The organism is Agrobacterium sp. 22-214-1 (genome assembly GCF_053522465.1).
On sequence record NZ_JBNWCK010000004.1, the window covers coordinates 339,749 to 357,202 of the forward strand.

The window sequence follows — 17,454 nt, forward strand, 5'->3', positions numbered from 1 at the left end:
GTTTCACAGATGTCCTCAATCGTAACGCCGGGCCCTCACAGGCCCGGCATCCATCATCGGCTCCTCATCTGGTGGGGCCATCGCCCCATCGCTCAACTGGCGGTCATCGCCTCGTTTATCGCATTGCTCGTCTATCTCGGGATCAACGTCACGACGACGATGGCGCGCATCGGTGTCTCACCGGGCTTTGATTTTCTCTGGCGTTCGGCAAACTTCGAAATCGGCGAAAGCCCGATCACTTTCGCCGCCGGCGATCCATATCTTCGCGCCATGCTGGCAGGCCTGCTCAACACGCTAAAAGTCTCACTGACCGGCTGCGTATTCGCAACTATCCTCGGAGTAGCCGTAGGAGTCGCGGGCCTGTCAGGAAACCTGCTTCTCGCCTCCCTTGTGCGATGGTATGTGGAGTTGATCCGCAATACACCGCTCCTGCTGCAACTCTTCTTCTGGATTTCGCTCGCCAAGGCATTTCCGGCGCCGCGCCAGGCAGGCGCTTTGCTGGGATCGGTCTATCTGACCAATCGCGGCGTTTATCTACCGGCCGTCTCGATGGAGGGCCTCCCCGTCACTGGGCCGGTGTTTGTAACACTTATCGTCTTTGCCCTTGGCCTTACTCTCGCCGTGCTATCCAATTGGAAACGGCTGAACGGGCAAACCATGGCTGTCGCCACAATCGTCATTCTCGCAGCCGCGACCACCGCTTTTATGGCGCTTGGCGCGAAGTTGGCGTTTGAAACGCCCGCATTGGCCGGCTTCAACATCCGCGGCGGCTATAATCTGACACCGGAATTTGCCGCACTCCTGACCGGTCTTATCGTAAAGTTCTCCGCCGCAATCGCGGAGATCGTCCGGGCCGGTATCCAGTCAGTCAATCGAGGCCAGTGGGAGGCCGCCCGGGCACTCGGCCTGCACAATGGGCAGATCATGCGGCTGATCGTCCTTCCGCAGGCGCTGCGCGTCATCACCCCGCTCGCCACATCGAGCTATCTCGATCTGACGAAGGATTCCAGCCTGGCGGTCGCAATCGGCTACCCGGATCTCGTCAGCATCGTCAACACCACCGCCAATACGACCGGCCAGTCGCTGGAAGCCCTCATGATTCTCATCGGCACTTATCTCGGTATCAACCTGGTCGTTTCCGCCCTCATGAACCAATACAACAAGAGGGTTGCGCTGAAGGGAACGGCACGATGACCAGACAGGCCCGAAACATCTCCGCCCATCGGCTTCATGGGTCTCTCGGCAAGCTGCGAAGCGGGCTCTTTGGCACGCTTTCCAACAGCGCCATCACTCTCCTGACACTGGCAGGACTGACCTGGCTGCTGCCGTCCTTTTTCCGGTGGGCACTGCTTGACGCGACATGGAGCGGCACGTCAGCAGACTGCGCGGCGCGCGACGGCGCGTGCTGGGCTTTCATTGCCGCCAAGCTGCGCTTTATCCTGTTCGCCTTCTATCCGCCGGAACTGCAATGGCGTCCGGCGCTCGTCATTCTGATCCTCACGGCCGTACTCGTCATAAGTGCTCTTCCGCGCTTTTGGCGCAAGGAACTGCTACTCATCTGGCCTGTTGCCGCTCTGGTTTCCTGGATGCTTTTGACCGGTAGTCCGGCAGGCTCGCCAGTTCCGTCGAACCAATGGGGTGGGCTGCCGGTGACGCTGTTTGTTTGGGCCATCTGCTTTGCGTCCGCGACGCCGATTGCAATTCTTCTGGCGCTCGCTCGCCGCTCGAGCCTTGGCGGGCTGCGTACCCTTTCGATCGTCTATATCGAGGTGATGCGCGGCACACCCATGGTCGCGATCCTCTATGTCGCCATGCTGATCCTGCCGATGGCGCTGCCGGAAGCACAGTTCGACAAGATGATCAGGGCGATGATCATGATCACTCTTTTCTGGGCGGCCTACATAGCGGAAGTCGTGCGTGCCGGCCTGCAGGCGATACCATCCGGCCAGGAGGAGGCGGCCACCGCGCTGGGTATCGGTTACTGGCGCACGATGCATCTCGTCGTTCTGCCCCAGGCATTGCGGATCGTCATTCCCGGCATGGTCAATTTGGCAATCGGTTTCCTGCTGGCCACATCCCTGCTCGCGGTTATCGGCGTTTTCGATCTGCTGAACGCCGCCCGCGCAGCGGCGGCCGATCCGGGCTGGCTCGGTTTTTATAACGAAGCCTATCTGCTCGTGGCTCTTGTCTACTTCGCGATCTGCTTTGGCGCGTCCCGGTACAGCCTGTGGCTGGAGCGCCTGCTGCGAAACAGACCAACCCAAGTGGAATGACAATTCTTCAACCGGGTTTTTTTGAGATAATTACCTACGCATGCTCGCGAATATGGAGAAGCATAGATTTTTCTTCCGTATCGACATCGAAATCAGTGGTTTCATTGCTCAAGTTAGTATATATTTTTTGTAGAAAATTATCGCAAAAAGGAACTTCGGAAATGGCCTTTGCATCCGCTTCGCCTGCATCGACATCACGCCATATCCGTCATTCCAGATCGTGTTGTCGCTTCTTCCTGCCCCGAATGTCGGCGCCGTCGAAAGACGGCCCGTCCCGAGCAAACACACAAAGCCCAAATTGGCGGAGAAGCGAAATGCAAAGACAAACGATTGAATACCAGGGACTGCCGGTCGGCATTGTTGTCCCGGCCGAGGACAAGCTGCGGTTCATCGCAGTCAAATTTCACGTCATCGATCTGGACAACCGGCGGTTTTCCAGCGTTGCCGAGCTGACGTCGGCGATCCGGGCGCATCTGGACGGCGAACAGGCACTGGCAGCCTGAGCTACCCGAAAAGCGATCATCGTGAGCGCCGTGTACCGGCCGACCAAGCAACCACCCAGAAGCCGGAAACAGGAAATGGCATTTCAAATCGCCCCCATCGAAAATACGGCTTCGCTGCCGACACTCGACTTTTCCCGTTTCCATTCGCCGGAAGCGCGTGCTGAATTTATCGGCGACCTGCGCAACGTGCTCCACGATCACGGTTTCTTTTATCTCACCGGCCACGGTGTCGACCCCCGGCTGGTGGAAGACGTGCTGTCGACCTCGAAACGTTTTTTCGCCCTGCCGCTGGAGGAGAAACTCAAGATCGAGATGGTGAAATCACCCCATTTTCGTGGCTATAACCGGGCCGGCCAGGAGCGGACGCGCGGTGAACAGGACTGGCGCGAACAGCTCGATATCAATACCGAAGGCGAACCGGTCAAGATCGGTCCAGATTCACCGCCCTGGAAGCGGCTGTTTGGACCCAATCAATGGCCGGAGGCTTTGCCCGAACTCAAACCCCTGCTGCTGCGATATCAGGCGGAGGTGACGCGGATCGGCATCGATCTCCTCAAGGCGATTGCCGCTGCTCTCGGGCAACCGGAAAATGTCTTTGCCGAGATTTACGAGCCACAACCGACACAGCTTCTCAAAATCATCCGTTACCCGGGGCGGGATGTCGCGGAAACCGATCAGGGCGTTGGCGCTCACAAGGATGGCGGCTTTGTCACCGTGCTTCTCCAAGACACAACACCGGGGCTGCGGGTGCGCACCGAGACAGGAGACTGGATCGACGCACCGCCGGTGCCCGGAACCTTTATCATCAATACCGGTGAATTGCTGGAACTCGCCACCAACGGCTTCGTCCGTGCAGATGTGCATGACGTCGTGGCGCCGCCAGCGCGCGTGGAGCGCTTCTCCGTCGCCTTTTTCCTCGGCTCCCGCTATGACGCGACCATACCGGTCATCGACTTGCCGGACGAGTTGAAGCGCTCCGAACGGGGCATCACGGTCGATCCCCTGAACCCGATTTTCCGGGAAGTCGGGCAGAACCACCTGAAAAGCCGTTTGCGCTCGCATCCCGACGTCGCGCGTGCCCATCACCCCGATCTTCTGTCTCCAGAACAAAAGAACGCTTAGTCCGGTCCAAAGTCGAAGACCGTTTCGGCCGGCTTAGTTCCGCAACAGCGACCTTGATGGCGAGCATTGGTTTTGACGCCGCCTGTTGGGGTGAGGTGATCTTTCCCCTCACCCGTTACGATCAAACATCCTTCGTCGCGGCATCGACAGGCGATACCCCGAGATGACGGGGATGACGGGGATCGTCATGGGGTTTCAGGAAGAAGCGGCGGGCGACGTCGAGATAGCCGTTATAGACCAGACCGCCATTGATCGTGACAAGCGTGTCTCGATGGCGGCGGTAGAGAACGGGGATGCTGTACCAGGGGATGGCGGGCAATTTGTGATGCAGCACATGCAGATTGTTGTAGAGAAACAATAGCCCGAACAGCGGGCTGTTCTCGACGATCGCGGTGCGCTCATCCTGATGGTCGGCATAACGGTGCTCCGCATAGGACCGGAGCCTGCTCAGCGCCGCGCCGACATAAACGAAACCAAAGAGATAGAGCCAGAGCGGCATTCCGCAAATCCCCACCACCCAGGTCAGGACACCCGCAACACCAATCGCATGCCGCGCCCAAAGCGCCGCCCGTGTCCTGTCGCCCTTGAAGATCAGGGATGCCTCCTGCACCAGGAAATTGACAATCATGACCAGCGGGCCAAGCGTCAGCCGCCCCAGCAAGGTGGTGTTCCAGAGCGCCAGATACCGGCCGATCAACCCCATTCTTTCCCAGGCCGCCTGAGTAAAATAAGAGGATTCCGGATCTTCGATCGGATCGGTCAAATGTTCGTCGCGGTGGTGGGTCAAATGCCCTTCCCGGTAGATGGCGTAGGGCAGCCAAAGAGGTAAAGGCGGCCAGCCGATTGCGTCGTTGATGGTGCGATAGCGGGTTGGATGCCCATGAATGACCTCATGCTGGAGCGACCCATGCCAGGCAACCAGCCATGCGCCAAGGGCAATCACAACCGGAACCGGCAAAGTTTGCCAGAACCATGTCACCGCCAGAAAGCCACCATAGATGACGACCGCCAGAGCCACCGTCTGCCATTCGATGCGGGCTATGGTGAGAGAGGTGGTGGACGAGGAAAAGATATCAGGAGATGGAAGACGAGACATGAATCGGGTTCCGGCTGAGACGGGTTTCGCGCATCACTATAAAGCTAGGCGCCGGAGGCCGCGCCGCACGGCTTTACAGCGGAGACGACAAAAAGGGAAAAATGGTTTTGCAACAGAGTTCTACGGAAAATATTTATTCTATAAAATTTGTAGGTTATTGGCTTTAATCCCTCCATCGAATTGAGGAGCGCTGCCCGCCTCATGCTGGCAGGCGCTTCATAGCGGAGGGCCATTTCTTGACATTCGACACCACACGCCGGCAGGTGCTATTCGGCGGCGCATCCATCGCAGGTCTTGTCGCTCTTGGCGGCGTTCATCCCGTTTTTGCCAATGCCGACCGCTCCAGGATCGTCGTCCGCGTCGAGAAAGACCTTTCAAACCTCGATCCGGCCAATCGTTCAGGCCCGATCGATCTTAACGTCCTCTGGTCAGTGCAGCAGGGCCTGATCTCCTTCAAGCCGGGCTCGACGGACTGGGAACTCGATGCCGCAGAAGAGCTGGAACAGGTAAGCGACACCGAAATCCGTTTCAAACTGCGCAGCGGGCTCAAATTTACCGACGGCTATGGCGAACTGACCGCTGAAGACGTGAAATTCTCCTTCGAGCGTTTCCTCAAGCCGGATGCCGAAGGCAAGCCCGTTACCTACGCCAAGGACTGGTCAGCCCTTGATCGTGTCGAGATCACCAGCCCCCTCGAAGGCCGCATCATCCTGAAGCAGCCGGCACCGGCACTCTACACGATCGCGCTCGCTGATGGATCTGGCCGGATCATTTCCAAAAAGGCTTTCGAAGCGCTCGGCAAGAATATCGCCACGAAACTGATCGGCAGCGGCCCCTACGTTCTCAAGGAATGGGTTCCGCGTGAGCACTTTACTCTGGAAATCAACCCCGATTACAAGGGACCGATCAAGCCGCACTTCCAGCAGATCGTCGGCAAGCCGATCGGAGAGCAGAAGACCTCGGAAATCGCCTTCCAGTCCGGCGAGATCGACTTCACCGCGATCGACCCTGAAAGTGGCAAGGCGCTCGCGAACCTGCCGGATGCAAGCGTGACGGAAATTCCGGCCATCGACTATGTCTGGTTCGGGCCCAATATCGAGAAGGCTCCCTTTAACGACATCCGCGTCCGTCAGGCGATCCGTTATGCCGTAGACATCGACGCGATCCTGCAGGGTGCCTATTCCGGCATCTATCCACGCGCCAATTCGCTGCTTGCGCCAAGCCTGCTCGGATACTGGAAAGAGGCTCCGGTCTACGCAAGAGACCTGGAAAAGGCGCAGGCATTGCTTGCCGAAGCCGGCCACGCGAGTGGTTTCAAGACCAGGCTCACCATCGAAGCAACGGCACGTTATGAGGCGATTGCCCAGATCATTCAGGCCAACCTCTCCGAAGTCGGCATCGAGGTCGAGATCGAGGCGCTGGAATCCGCCGCCTACTGGGCGCTCGGCAAAAACGACGCCAGCAAGGATCTCGAACTTTCGCTCGTCAAATTCAACGGAAAGTTCGACCCCGGTTTTCAGACTCAATGGTTCACCTCGGCGCAGGTCGGCCAATGGAACTGGCAGCGTTGGAAAAACGCCGATTACGATGCGTTGCATGAAAAGGGAGGCGTCACGGTCGATCCCGCTGAGCGTGAAAAGATTTACATCGAGGCGCAGAAGCTGCTCGACGAATCTGCGGCCTTCATCTGGATCACGCATAATCTGAATGCTTTTGCCTCACGAAAATGGCTGAAGCCCGGTGTTCTTCCGAATGGCAATAACTGGCTCTATACAGCCTTTACGGAAGCGACGGCCTGATCCGGTGCGTGTTTTCTCAATGACCGACAGGGATGCGCTGCGATGAGGAGCGCATCCCTGCACATTCACCTCACCTTCAAGCTCGTTACGGCGCTTCTCGCCGTGGCGGGCTCCGTCGTATTGCTGATGGCGCTCACACGGCTGATCCCCGGCGATCCCGCAACGGTGATCCTCGGTTCACGCGCAACGCCCGAGGCAGTGGCGGCGCTCAACGCCCGCATCGGTCTCGACAAGCCGCTGATCGAGCAGGTGTTTGCCTTTTTCGGCCGGTTGCTTTCCGGCGATCTCGGCGAAGATGTTTTCAACGGTCGCCCGGTTATCGCCCTTGTTGCGGCAGCCTTGCCGAACACGGCGGCGCTGGCCGTTTCCGCCATGCTCTGTGCCATCGCGCTCGGCGTGCCGCTTGCGCTTGTCTCCGCCCGCTGGCCGGGCGGCAGGGCGGACCGGCTTATCGCATTCCTGAGCGTCGGCTTCATCTCGACGCCAAGCTTTGTCGTCTCGGTGTTCCTCCTGATGATGTTTTCGGTAAAACTGCGATGGTTTCCGGTGCTGGGCGCCGGAACGAACGGCGACATCGGCGACCAGCTATGGCATCTCGCCCTGCCGACAGCGGCGCTTGCCGCCGGCTGGATCGGTTATATCGCCCGGCTGCTGCGTGCCTCCCTTTTGGAGGTGCTAGGTGAAAACCAGATCCGCACACTGCGGGCCTATGGTGTCAGCGAGACGAAAATTCTGGTGAAATACGCTCTCAAACCAGCAATATTGCCCACAATCGCGGTGCTCGGCATGGGGTTTGGCGAACTGCTGGGCGGGGCAGTTTTTGCCGAAGTCATTTTCAATCGTCCCGGTCTCGGCTCGCTCATCTATGACGCCATCCGCACCCGCAACTATCCGGTGGTCCAGGGCGGCGTCTTTATCATCGTGCTGCTTTATGTCCTGACCAATCTCATTGCGGACCTTTCGCAAAGCCTGCTCGATCCGCGCGAGCGCGCCCGGCTCGTCTCTGGAAGGCAACAGCAATGACCGTCCTCCACGATCTTTCCCGTCGGCCCGGCGGCACATTTGCGCTCTTTGCAGTCACGCTGCTCTGTCTCGTGGCAATCGCTGCTCCGCTGATCGCGCCTTATGGCCCGAACGCGATCGCGCCGGCCAGCCGGTTCATGGACCCGTCGTTGCAACATCTTCTCGGAACCGATCATCTCGGCCGCGACATATTGAGCCGACTTATCTACGGCGCGCGGATAGCGCTCGGCATTTCTCTCTCCGTCATCGCCATTTCGCTGACAACGGGTGTCGCACTGGGTGTGGCGGCTGCCCTCTCCTCACGCGTCGTCGACCTCTTTATCGTCGGCGTCTTTGATGTCGTGACGTCGTTTCCGAGCATCATCCTTGCTCTGGCGCTTGTCGCAGTCTTCGGCCCGGGTCTCGGCAATGTCGTTCTGCTGGTCAGCATCGTCTTCATCCCACATTTCGGCCGGGTCGCCCGCGCCCAGACGATCGCAATCCGCAACAGCCCCTTCATCGAGGCGGAAAGGGTTCTCGGCGCCCAGACCTGGCGGGTCGTCCTCCATCACGTCACGCCCAACATCATCGGCCCGATTTTCGTGCTGGCGTGCATGGATATTCCCGTCGTCATTACCATCGAGGCGGGATTGAGCTTCCTCGGGCTTGGCGTGCGTCCGCCGCTTGCAAGCTGGGGCAACCTGCTCAACGACGGCTACACCTATCTCGACCAGTCGGTCTGGCTCGCCACCTTTTCCGGTCTGGCGCTGATCCTCGCAACACTCGGCTTTGCGCTTCTGGGTGAAGCCCTGCGCGACACACTCGACCCGAAGCTGAGGAAAAGCCTGTGACAGATGCCCTCGTCCTCATCGAAAACCTCAACGTGTCTTACAAAAGTGCCGGTCGGAGCGCGCATATCATCGACAGCGTCGATATCACTATTGGTCGCGGCCAGTCCGTCGGCCTCGTAGGAGAAAGCGGCAGCGGCAAGTCAACGGTCGCCTTCACCCTGCTCGGCCTGCTTGCCGATAATGCGGAAATTTCGGCAAACCGTGCGGCCTTTGACGGACGCGAGACAAACCTGGCATCAGGGGAAACAGCAAGGCTGCGCGGCACTGATATAGCCATGGTCTTTCAGGACCCCATGACCGCGCTAAACCCCATGTTCACGATCGGCACCCAGCTCGTCGATATCCAGCGCCGAAGATTTCCAAAGGAAAGCCGGCGGGCGCTCTGGGCGCGGGCGGAAGCGGTGCTCTCCGATGTGGGGTTGCAGGATGCTGCCCAGCGCATGCACCGCTATCCGCACGAATTCTCAGGCGGTATGCGACAGCGTGTTGTCATCGCCATGGCGCTTCTGGTCGAACCGAAGCTTTTGATTGCCGATGAGCCGACGACCGCGCTTGACGCAACGGTTGAAGCGCAGGTGGTAGAAATGCTGCATCGGCTGCGGCAACGCACTGTCGCTTCCATGCTGGTCGTCAGTCACAGCATGGGGCTGATTGCCGAACTCTGCGACAACGTCATCGTGATGTATGCGGGAACAGTGGTGGAAAGCGGCCGGGTGGCGGACGTCTTGCATCGCCCGCACCATCCCTATACCCGCGCGTTGCTCAACTGCGAGATCGACCCTTACGCCGCCTTCGACCGCCTGCAGGATCTTGCTACGATTCCCGGTACGGTTCCCGATCCCTCTCACCGGCCACAAGGCTGCATCTTCGCCGAGCGCTGTCCCTCCCGTCACGATCGCTGCGTGGAAAAGCCACCGCGTCGGCAGGCTGGTGGCAGGCAGACCTTCTTCTGCTGGCTGGAGGTGGCATGATGAGCACCCCTGCCCTCTCACTGAAGAATGCGGTGATCCGCTATGACCGGCTGACCGCCGTCGATAACGTGTCACTGGATCTGTTCCCCGGCGAAACCCTTGGCCTTGTCGGGGAAAGCGGATGCGGAAAATCTTCCCTTGCCCGGGCCATCGTCGGGCTTCAGCCGCTTGCTGCCGGTACGCTTTCGGTTGCCGGAGAAACGCTGGATACGAAAGCAACCAAGCGCCGCAACGATCTGCAGCGCCGTATCCAGCTCTTGTTCCAGGACCCCGCCGCCTCACTTTCTCCGCGCATGAAAGTGCGTGCGCTTCTGGCTGAACCGCTACAAATACGCGGGGTGCACTCCGCCGAGAGCTGGGCGCGGATCTCTGACCTCGCGGAAAGCATCGGCCTCGGCGAGCAGCTTCTTTCACGCTATCCGCATCAGCTGAGCGGCGGGCAGGCCCGGCGCGTTGCGCTCGTGCGGGCGCTTGCCGCCGAACCTTCGATCATCGTCGCCGATGAACCAACGGCTGGCCTCGATATCTCCATTCAGGGCGAATTGCTCAATCTCCTGCGCGTGCTTCGGGATCGCCTGAAGCTCAGCTATCTGCTCATCTCCCACAATCTCAATGTCGTCGGCCGCGTCACCGATCGCGTCGCCGTGATGTATCTTGGTCAGATCGTCGAGAGCGGGCCGACGGCCGACTTGTTTCACAGTCCTGCGCATCCCTACACACAGGCACTGCTCTCGGCCAATCTCACACTCGATCCCGGCCGCCGGCGTGAGCGCATCGTGCTTTCCGGAGAATTGCCAAGCCCGGGCAATCCACCCTCCGGCTGTCGTTTTCACAAACGCTGTCCGCTGGCGCGCCCACGCTGCTCAAGCGAGGTTCCACCGCTTCTTTCCGCCGGCTCATCCGGCCGCAGCGTCGCCTGCCACTTCCCGCTCATGGCGAAAGCGGAAGCCCTGCCTCAGGCGATAACGGGATAACCATGACGCGCGGCACCCCTATCAAGCTCGGCCAGCATTTCATAATCGGCATCGCCAAGCAGGCTGATGCCGCGCAAAGAAAGCATATCGCAGACGCCTGCAAGTTCGGGGTCGGCAATGGTCTCCGCCAGCGCACGCCGCAGGGCCACCAGCTCCCTTGCCGGTGTCGCAGCGGCCGTGATGAAGGGCAAGCCCGGTCCCCTGGCAGTTTCGGCAAGGATGCGCACCCCTGCAACCCGTTGCGGGTCGAAACGAAGGGTATTGCCGAAGGTGACACAGTCTATGGAAGCGGCATCGGCCTTTCCGCTGGAAACCGCATCGATACTTGCCAGATGGCCGCCGGTTTCCTGCACGGAAGAAAAAAACCGGCCGTCCCTTGCATGTGGCGCCACGAAAGCACGGAAGAGGTTATAGCCGGAATTACTGCCCGGCTCGTTGATGGCAGCCCGGGCGCCCCGCAGCTCTTCGATCGACCGCGCCGGCGACGCCGCATTGACGATGATGAAGCTACATTTGAGCGGGCCGTCGCAGCCGGGCAGGTTATAGACCGGGGTTGCCACCAATTGCACCTTGCCGCGCAAGTGTCGCACATAAGGATAGCCGCAGGTTTGACCAAACAGCAGATCCGGCCGCAACCAAGCCTCATCATAGCGGATTTCATCATCCAGAGCCTCCGGCGCATCAATGCCACCGGCACGAAGACGCTTGCCCAACGCCGCCCAGAACAGCGCCGTCGCCTCCTTGACCGGCGAAGGGCTGGCATACATGGCAAGGCTGGCGAGCGGCATGGGCGGAACTCCGGAGAAGCAACTCAAAAACCTATGCAATACATAGATTTAAATCGCAATGCGATTTCTTCATGGAAAGGAAACCTGCCATGAGCCTGCCTTTGGAAGAGGCCCATTCGTCGCCCTCAGCCGCAACCGATATCGCATGCGACGTGCTTGTCATCGGCGGCGGTCCGGCCGGCTGCTGGGCGGCGATGGAAGCCGCCGGTGCGGGAACAAGGGTTGTTCTGGTGGACAAGGGCTATTGCGGCAGTTCCGGCGCAACGGCCTCGGCCGGCACGCAGATCTGGTATGTGCCACCGGATGAGGCCGCGCGGAACGCGGCCATGGCAAGCCGCGAGGCGATGGGCGGCTATCTTTCCGAACGGTCATGGATGGCGCCGGTCCTCGACAAGACTTTCGAAAGCGTCAACCGGCTGGCGGACTGGGGCTATCCCTTCCCTCGCGACGACAAAGGCGAGCAGCAGCGCATCTCCGTTCAGGGACCGGAATATATGCGGCTTTTGCGTCGCCGGGTGAAAAATGCCGGCGTCACCATTCTCGATCATCACCCCGCAACCGGGTTGCTGACAGAAGGCGGGCGCGTCGTTGGCGCAACCGGCCTGCGACGACAACAGGGTGGGCATTGGCGCATCGCCGCCGGTGCGGTGGTGCTGGCAACGGGTGGCTGCGCCTTCATGAGCAAGGCGCTCGGCTGTGATGTTTTGACCGGGGATGGCTATTTAATGGGCGCCGAGGCGGGTGCAGAACTCTCAGGCATGGAATTCTCTTCGGCCTATGCGATTTCACCAGCCTTCGCCTCGATCACAAAAACGGCCCTCTACCGTTTCGCGCAGTTTTACCACAAGGACCACAGCCTGATAGAAGGCGCCGGCTCCGCCAAGGGTCGCTCGATCATCGCCCGCACCCTGCTTTCGCAACCCGTCTATGCTCGGCTCGATCTTGCCGAAACCGACGAAGTGAAGACGATCCTGCGGCGCGCCCAGCCGAATTTCTTCGTGCCGTTCGACCGGCGCGGCATTGATCCCTTCACCGAGTTCTTTGAAGTCAAGCTTCGGCTTGAGGGCACAGTGCGCGGCACGGGTGGGCTGCGGCTGACCGGGCTTGACTGCGCGACGACGGTTGCCGGGCTTTATGCCGCCGGCGACAATGCCACTCGCGAGCCAATCTGTGGCGGTTTCACCGGCGGCGGCAGCCACAATGCGGCCTGGGCGATTTCCACGGGCGCCTTCGCCGGCGCAGCCGCCGCGGCCTTTGCCCGCGAGAAGGCGAAACTGCCGGAAAGCGATCTTCCGCATCCCATAGCCCAGATCGCAGTACATCGGGAGCCCACCGACCCAGCGGCCATCATCAAGGCGGTGCAGGACGAGGTTTTTCCCCTCGATATCAACTATTTCCGCACCCATTCCGGCCTTTCAGCAGCACTGGCGCGGCTTGATGCTTTGTGGAACAGGGTCGCCACGGCAACAGCTGCCGATGACAGCCAGATATTGTCGCTGCGCCAGGCGCAGGCAATGGTCGCCACTGCACGCTTCATGTATCGCGCGGCTTTGGCGCGCACGGAAACACGCGGCATGCACCGGCGCGACGATTTTCCAAAGCAGGATGCCGCCCAGCATCACCGGCTCATTCTGAGCGGCCTCGATGCAACCGTCATCCGGCGGGAAACCGTTGATCCCGGTATTTACAAGGAGGCGGCAGAATAATGATCGAGGTTCTGGATAAAGACGCCTGCACGGACTGCAATCTCTGCGTTCAGGTCTGCCCCACCAATGTCTTCGAGGCGATGCCGGAAGGCCCGCCCGTCATACTGCGGCAGGATTCCTGCCAGACATGTTTCATGTGCGAGGCCTATTGCCCGGTGGATGCTCTTTACGTCGATCCGGACGCCGAGACCGTGCACGGCCTGACAGTGGAGAGTGTGCGGGCGAGCAATCTCTTCGGCAGTTACAGAAAGGCGATCGGCTGGCACAAGGATACGCGCCAACGCCGCCACATCGACGATCACTTTCGTCTTCCCCAATGACCTCGACGGCACTCCTCTGGCATATCCAGAAATGAAGCCGCCCCGGCACGGCGGGCCGGGGCGCTTCCGATATCCATGTCTCCAGACAGTTCAGAAGGCTGCTGCCGGTATCCAGCTGGCCGTTGCGGCTGTGCTGGTCGAGAAAGCGGGAATTTTCTTCGCGAGTTCGTCGATGGTTTTGACGTCTGCCGCCCGTAACTGCTCCTGCGTAACGAGAACCGGATCAACAACGATGTTTCTCGGCACGGTCTCGCCAGCGATCTCGAGTGCGGCGGCGCGTACCGACACAGCACCGACGACAGCCGGATTGGTCGCCGCAGTCGCCGCCCACGGGCTGCCCGGCTCAATGATCTCCTGAATGTCGGCCGTGGAGATATCGGCGGAATAAATCTTGATTTTATCGCTGATGCCGAGATCGGCCGTTGCCAGTTTTACGCCGCGGGCAAACTCGTCATAGGGTGCAAAAATCACCGAGATTTCCGGGTTTGCGCGCAACACCGCCTTGGCCTGGTCCGCTGTGGCCGCCGCGGTCGTATCGCTGACCGTGCCGAAACGGGCTTTCTCGACAATGCCCTTATTGGCCGCCTTCACCTTGTCCCACACCTCGTTACGGCGGTCGAGCGGCGCGAAGCCCGCCACATAGGCGTAGCCGGCCTCAAACTTCGTGCCGTTATCCTTCACGGCCTGATCCAGCGCCAGCTCGGCCAGACGATGATCCGACTGCTCGACCTGCGGGATTTTCGGATTATTGAGGTTCACATCGAAAGCGACGACCTTGATGCCCTTGTCCAGCGCCTGCTGAACGACATCCGTCAACGATTCCGGCTGGCCGTGGTCGATGATGATGGCCTTAACACCCAGATTGATCGCCTGCAGGATTTGCTCGCGTTGCTGGGCCGCATCCTGCCTGCCGGGGAATATCCGCAGATCGGCGCCCAGTGCCGTGGCCTGCGCCTCCGCACCCGACTGATAGGCCTGGAAAAAATCGCCGGCGGAAATATAGCTGATCAGCGCAATCTTGACGCCGCCCTTGTCAAAAGGATCGGGGGCGCCTTTCAATCCTTCCGCGCCCGCCGCCCCGGCGGCCAGCAGCGAAGGCAAAAGCGCAAGGGCGAGATAACCGGGTTTCAAAGACATCGGGATTTTTCTCCAATTGGATGGCAGCTGCATAAGCCATCAAATTAAGAGCATATAATCCATCGATTTTATGGGTTTAAAATTGCTATTTTGCTTGGGATAACGAGTTTTCTTTTGTCTGCGAGACGCGCGCAGGGAGAGGTTTTGTTCATGACCGGGGCGGCGCGCGCTTCCGCCCGTGGCTTGTAAGCGCAACTGACGTCCGATGGCCGATAAGGCGAAAAATTGATGAATTTCAAAATGTTGGATCACAAGCCGGCAAGCGGGGAAATTTATTCCATGCTTTGTCGACACAATAGAAAGCCCATTCTTGTTTGCCACCGCAAAACTATGACCAAACTGGACTGTTACAGAATGGATTTCCGCACATGCCCCTTCTCGACGTTCAAAATATCTCGCATGCCTTCGGGTCCACGAAGGCACTCACCGATGCCCATCTTACCATTGAAGCGGGTGAAGTCGTCGCGCTGATGGGTGCGAATGGCGCTGGAAAATCCACACTCGTCAAAATCCTATCCGGGCTTTATCGGCCCGATGCCGGAACGATGATATGGCAAGGTAAGCCATTTTCGCCACAAAGCCCGGCGGATGCGGCCTCGCAGGGCATCGTGACAGTGCATCAATCGACGGATGTTGTTGGCATTCCTGGCCTGACGGTCGCGGACGCGCTGCTGCTCAACCATTTCGTCGATGGCCGTCACCCCTTCTTTCTGTCGAAAAAATCGGTCCGCCGGCAGGCCGCAGCCATTCTCTCCGAAACCGGCTTCTATCTGCCGCTCGACCGGGATTTCGAAACGCTGAGTGCAGCCGACCGGCAGCAGGTTGCAATTGCCCGCGCGCTGGCGAACAAGGCCCGGCTGATCATTCTGGACGAACCGACGGCCAGCCTGTCTGCCCGCGAATCCGCCCGTCTTTACGATCTCGTGCGCTCCCTGAAAGCGCGCGGGATCGGTGTTCTCTATATTTCGCACCGGACCACCGACCTCGAAGCGCTCGCGGACCGGGTCGAAATCCTGCGGGGCGGGCGCAATGTCGGCTCCTTTGTGCGGCCTGTCGATTTCAACGCCGCCATTGAAACCATGATCGGCCGCTCACTGAATGCAGCACGGCCGGACCGGCGACGCGATTTCGAAAAGACGGTGCTGCGGCTGGAGGATACGCGTCTGCTGCCGGACGGCGTACCCTTTTCCCTTTCCGTTCGGGAGGGAGAGGTGGTTGCCATCACCGGCGTTCTCGGCGCCGGCAAAAGCCGTCTTCTGTCCACGCTGTTCGGTCTTGGCGCCTTCTCGGGCGGACAGGCATTGCTGGATGGAAAGGCCTATGCGCCGGGCAGCCCCGCCGAAGCAATCGCCTCCGGCGTGGTGATGGCCGCCGAAGACAGGCACAGGTCTTCCTTCATCCATACCGACTGGCCGGGCGAAAGCATTGCCGCAACCATCAGCCTGCCGCATCTCAGACGATGGTATCCCTCCGGTTTCCTGCTATCCAACCGGGAAAAAGAGGAAGGCCGGAAAGCTATCCAGCGCCTGTCGATCAAGGCGCAATCGGCCGACGCCTCCGTCTGGTCGCTTTCCGGCGGCAACCAGCAGAAGGTCGTCATCGGCCGCTGGGAAGCCGAGCCCAGCCGCCTGCTCCTGCTGGACGAACCGTTCCAGGGCGTCGATGTCGGCGCCCGGCAGGATATCATCGCCGCCATTCGCCGCCATTCGGAACGCGCCACGCTCATCGCCACATCCGACCCTGAGGAAGCCCATGAGGTGGCGGACCGGGTGCTGGTGATGGACAGCCACACCCTTCTTGAACAAACCAATGATGCCGAAACGCCGCATCTTCACAAGGAACCTGCCTGATGGTCGATGGTACCCGGGAAATTTCAGAACAGTCAAAAGAAGCGGCGACATTGGAAACCCTCAGAAACGCGATAAGACGCGGCGCGGTTTTCCTGCTGCTCACGGCGATGGTCGTCGGCTTCTCGCTCGCACAGCCCGCCTTCATCAACATCAACAATCTCATGAGCATCCTGCAGGCGGTCTCCGTCGTCGCCATCATCGGCGCGGGCGTCAGCGTCACGCTTGCGATCAACGGCTTCGACCTGTCGGTCGGGGCGGTGGCGGCATCGAGCGTCATGGCCGCGAGTTATGCAATGATCGTGCTTGGGCTGAACGCCTGGCAAACGGTGCCGCTGGTGCTGGCCTTCGGCGCGCTTGTCGGCCTTGCCAATGCTTTCCTGATCGTCAGGCTCAAGGTGCCGGATCTGTTGGCAACGCTCGCCACCATGTTCCTGCTGACCGGCCTCCAGCTCATCCCGACGGCCGGCCGCTCCATCTCCGTCGGCCTTATCCTGCCTGACGGCTCGACGGCCAGCGGCAAATACGATCCAGCCTTCCTGACGATCGGGCGCTCCAGCCTGTTCGGCTTCATCCCCCTGCCCGTGGTGGTGATGGCCATCGTCGCCATCGTTCTGTTCATTCTGACCGAAAAAACGAGGTTGGGCCGCCTTATCTACGCCACCGGCGGCAATGAAACGGCGGCACGGCTTGCCGGTGCGAATGTCGACAGGATCAAGACCTTCGCCTATGTGCTTTCCGGCACGCTCGCGGCGCTCGGCGGCATTATCGTCGCCGCCCGCGTCGGCCGGGGTGACGTTTCCTCCGGCGCTTCGCTACTGATGGATTCGGTTGCCGCCGCGCTGATCGGCTTTGCGGTTCTGGCGCTGCGCCGCCCGAACGTTCTCGGCACGCTTGTCGGCGCCGTTTTCGTCGGCGTGCTACTCAATGGCCTCACCATGCTGAACGCGCCTTATTACACACAGGACTTCATCAAGGGTGCCGTTCTGGTTGGCGCACTGGCGCTGACCTACGGCGTTGCCCGCTCGAAAATCTGACCTTTCAATACCCGTCCAGAGAAGTGGA

General features: G+C 60.0%; 16 protein-coding genes. 13 read left to right on the forward strand and 3 right to left on the reverse strand.

The window, feature by feature from the left end:
- The first annotated feature begins 9 nt into the window (after positions 1 to 9).
- From ACQZ5G_RS17650 to ACQZ5G_RS17665, 4 genes are all read left to right on the forward strand, one after another.
- Entirely contained in the window at positions 10 to 1,194 is a 1,185-nt protein-coding gene (locus tag ACQZ5G_RS17650; RefSeq protein ID WP_448739277.1) for an amino acid ABC transporter permease, read from the forward strand.
- Positions 1,191 to 2,273: an amino acid ABC transporter permease gene (locus ACQZ5G_RS17655; RefSeq protein ID WP_448739278.1), complete on the forward strand. Its 1,083-nt coding sequence runs from the start codon at positions 1,191 to 1,193 to the stop codon at positions 2,271 to 2,273. Before ACQZ5G_RS17650 ends, ACQZ5G_RS17655 begins: the two co-directional genes overlap by 4 nt.
- A gap of 314 nt (positions 2,274 to 2,587) precedes the next feature.
- Positions 2,588 to 2,776, forward strand: coding sequence for a hypothetical protein (locus ACQZ5G_RS17660; RefSeq protein WP_003524024.1), 189 nt, complete (start codon positions 2,588 to 2,590; stop codon positions 2,774 to 2,776).
- Between the two features lie 75 nt (positions 2,777 to 2,851).
- The gene (locus tag ACQZ5G_RS17665) at positions 2,852 to 3,898 is read left to right on the forward strand and encodes an isopenicillin N synthase family dioxygenase (protein ID WP_448739279.1); all 1,047 of its coding nucleotides are present in this window, start codon (positions 2,852 to 2,854) and stop codon (positions 3,896 to 3,898) included.
- Positions 3,899 to 4,019: 121 nt separating this feature from the next.
- Here ACQZ5G_RS17665 and ACQZ5G_RS17670 read toward each other — a convergent pair whose 3' ends face one another.
- Positions 4,020 to 4,994, reverse strand: coding sequence for a fatty acid desaturase (locus ACQZ5G_RS17670; RefSeq protein ID WP_448739280.1), 975 nt, complete (start codon positions 4,992 to 4,994; stop codon positions 4,020 to 4,022).
- Positions 4,995 to 5,230: 236 nt separating this feature from the next.
- Between ACQZ5G_RS17670 and ACQZ5G_RS17675 the strand changes: the two genes are divergently transcribed.
- The 5 genes from ACQZ5G_RS17675 to ACQZ5G_RS17695 are packed head-to-tail and all read left to right on the forward strand — an operon-like array spanning position 5,231 to position 10,591.
- Positions 5,231 to 6,793, forward strand: a complete 1,563-nt coding sequence (locus tag ACQZ5G_RS17675) for an ABC transporter substrate-binding protein (RefSeq protein ID WP_448739281.1) — start codon at positions 5,231 to 5,233, stop codon at positions 6,791 to 6,793.
- A gap of 42 nt (positions 6,794 to 6,835) precedes the next feature.
- Complete coding sequence (locus ACQZ5G_RS17680) at positions 6,836 to 7,816, forward strand: ABC transporter permease (RefSeq protein ID WP_448739282.1); 981 nt, start codon at positions 6,836 to 6,838, stop codon at positions 7,814 to 7,816.
- A complete protein-coding gene (locus tag ACQZ5G_RS17685; RefSeq protein WP_448739283.1) occupies positions 7,813 to 8,646 on the forward strand; it encodes an ABC transporter permease in 834 nt (277 codons plus the stop codon). The genes ACQZ5G_RS17680 and ACQZ5G_RS17685 overlap by 4 nt, the downstream gene beginning before the upstream one ends.
- Positions 8,643 to 9,617, forward strand: coding sequence for an ABC transporter ATP-binding protein (locus ACQZ5G_RS17690; RefSeq protein WP_003524031.1), 975 nt, complete (start codon positions 8,643 to 8,645; stop codon positions 9,615 to 9,617). Before ACQZ5G_RS17685 ends, ACQZ5G_RS17690 begins: the two co-directional genes overlap by 4 nt.
- Positions 9,614 to 10,591: an oligopeptide/dipeptide ABC transporter ATP-binding protein gene (locus ACQZ5G_RS17695; protein WP_448739284.1), complete on the forward strand. Its 978-nt coding sequence runs from the start codon at positions 9,614 to 9,616 to the stop codon at positions 10,589 to 10,591. Before ACQZ5G_RS17690 ends, ACQZ5G_RS17695 begins: the two co-directional genes overlap by 4 nt.
- On the opposite strand, the gene ACQZ5G_RS17700 is transcribed toward ACQZ5G_RS17695, so the two are convergent.
- A complete protein-coding gene (locus ACQZ5G_RS17700) occupies positions 10,573 to 11,379 on the reverse strand; it encodes a phosphate/phosphite/phosphonate ABC transporter substrate-binding protein (protein WP_003524034.1) in 807 nt (268 codons plus the stop codon). The genes ACQZ5G_RS17695 and ACQZ5G_RS17700 overlap by 19 nt on opposite strands.
- Before the next feature lie 89 nt (positions 11,380 to 11,468).
- On the opposite strand from ACQZ5G_RS17700, the gene ACQZ5G_RS17705 reads away from it, so the two are divergent.
- The gene (locus ACQZ5G_RS17705) at positions 11,469 to 13,085 is read left to right on the forward strand and encodes an FAD-dependent oxidoreductase (protein ID WP_003524035.1); all 1,617 of its coding nucleotides are present in this window, start codon (positions 11,469 to 11,471) and stop codon (positions 13,083 to 13,085) included.
- Positions 13,085 to 13,405, forward strand: a complete 321-nt coding sequence (locus ACQZ5G_RS17710) for a 4Fe-4S dicluster domain-containing protein (RefSeq protein ID WP_003524036.1) — start codon at positions 13,085 to 13,087, stop codon at positions 13,403 to 13,405. Before ACQZ5G_RS17705 ends, ACQZ5G_RS17710 begins: the two co-directional genes overlap by 1 nt.
- A gap of 90 nt (positions 13,406 to 13,495) precedes the next feature.
- Here ACQZ5G_RS17710 and ACQZ5G_RS17715 read toward each other — a convergent pair whose 3' ends face one another.
- A complete protein-coding gene (locus tag ACQZ5G_RS17715) occupies positions 13,496 to 14,542 on the reverse strand; it encodes a substrate-binding domain-containing protein (protein ID WP_003524131.1) in 1,047 nt (348 codons plus the stop codon).
- 368 nt (positions 14,543 to 14,910) lie between these two features.
- On the opposite strand from ACQZ5G_RS17715, the gene ACQZ5G_RS17720 reads away from it, so the two are divergent.
- Positions 14,911 to 16,392: a sugar ABC transporter ATP-binding protein gene (locus ACQZ5G_RS17720; protein ID WP_003524132.1), complete on the forward strand. Its 1,482-nt coding sequence runs from the start codon at positions 14,911 to 14,913 to the stop codon at positions 16,390 to 16,392.
- Positions 16,392 to 17,426 carry an ABC transporter permease gene (locus ACQZ5G_RS17725; protein ID WP_003524133.1) on the forward strand — a complete coding sequence of 345 codons (1,035 nt, stop codon included), beginning with the start codon at positions 16,392 to 16,394 and terminating at the stop codon, positions 17,424 to 17,426. Before ACQZ5G_RS17720 ends, ACQZ5G_RS17725 begins: the two co-directional genes overlap by 1 nt.
- Positions 17,427 to 17,454: the final 28 nt, after the last annotated feature.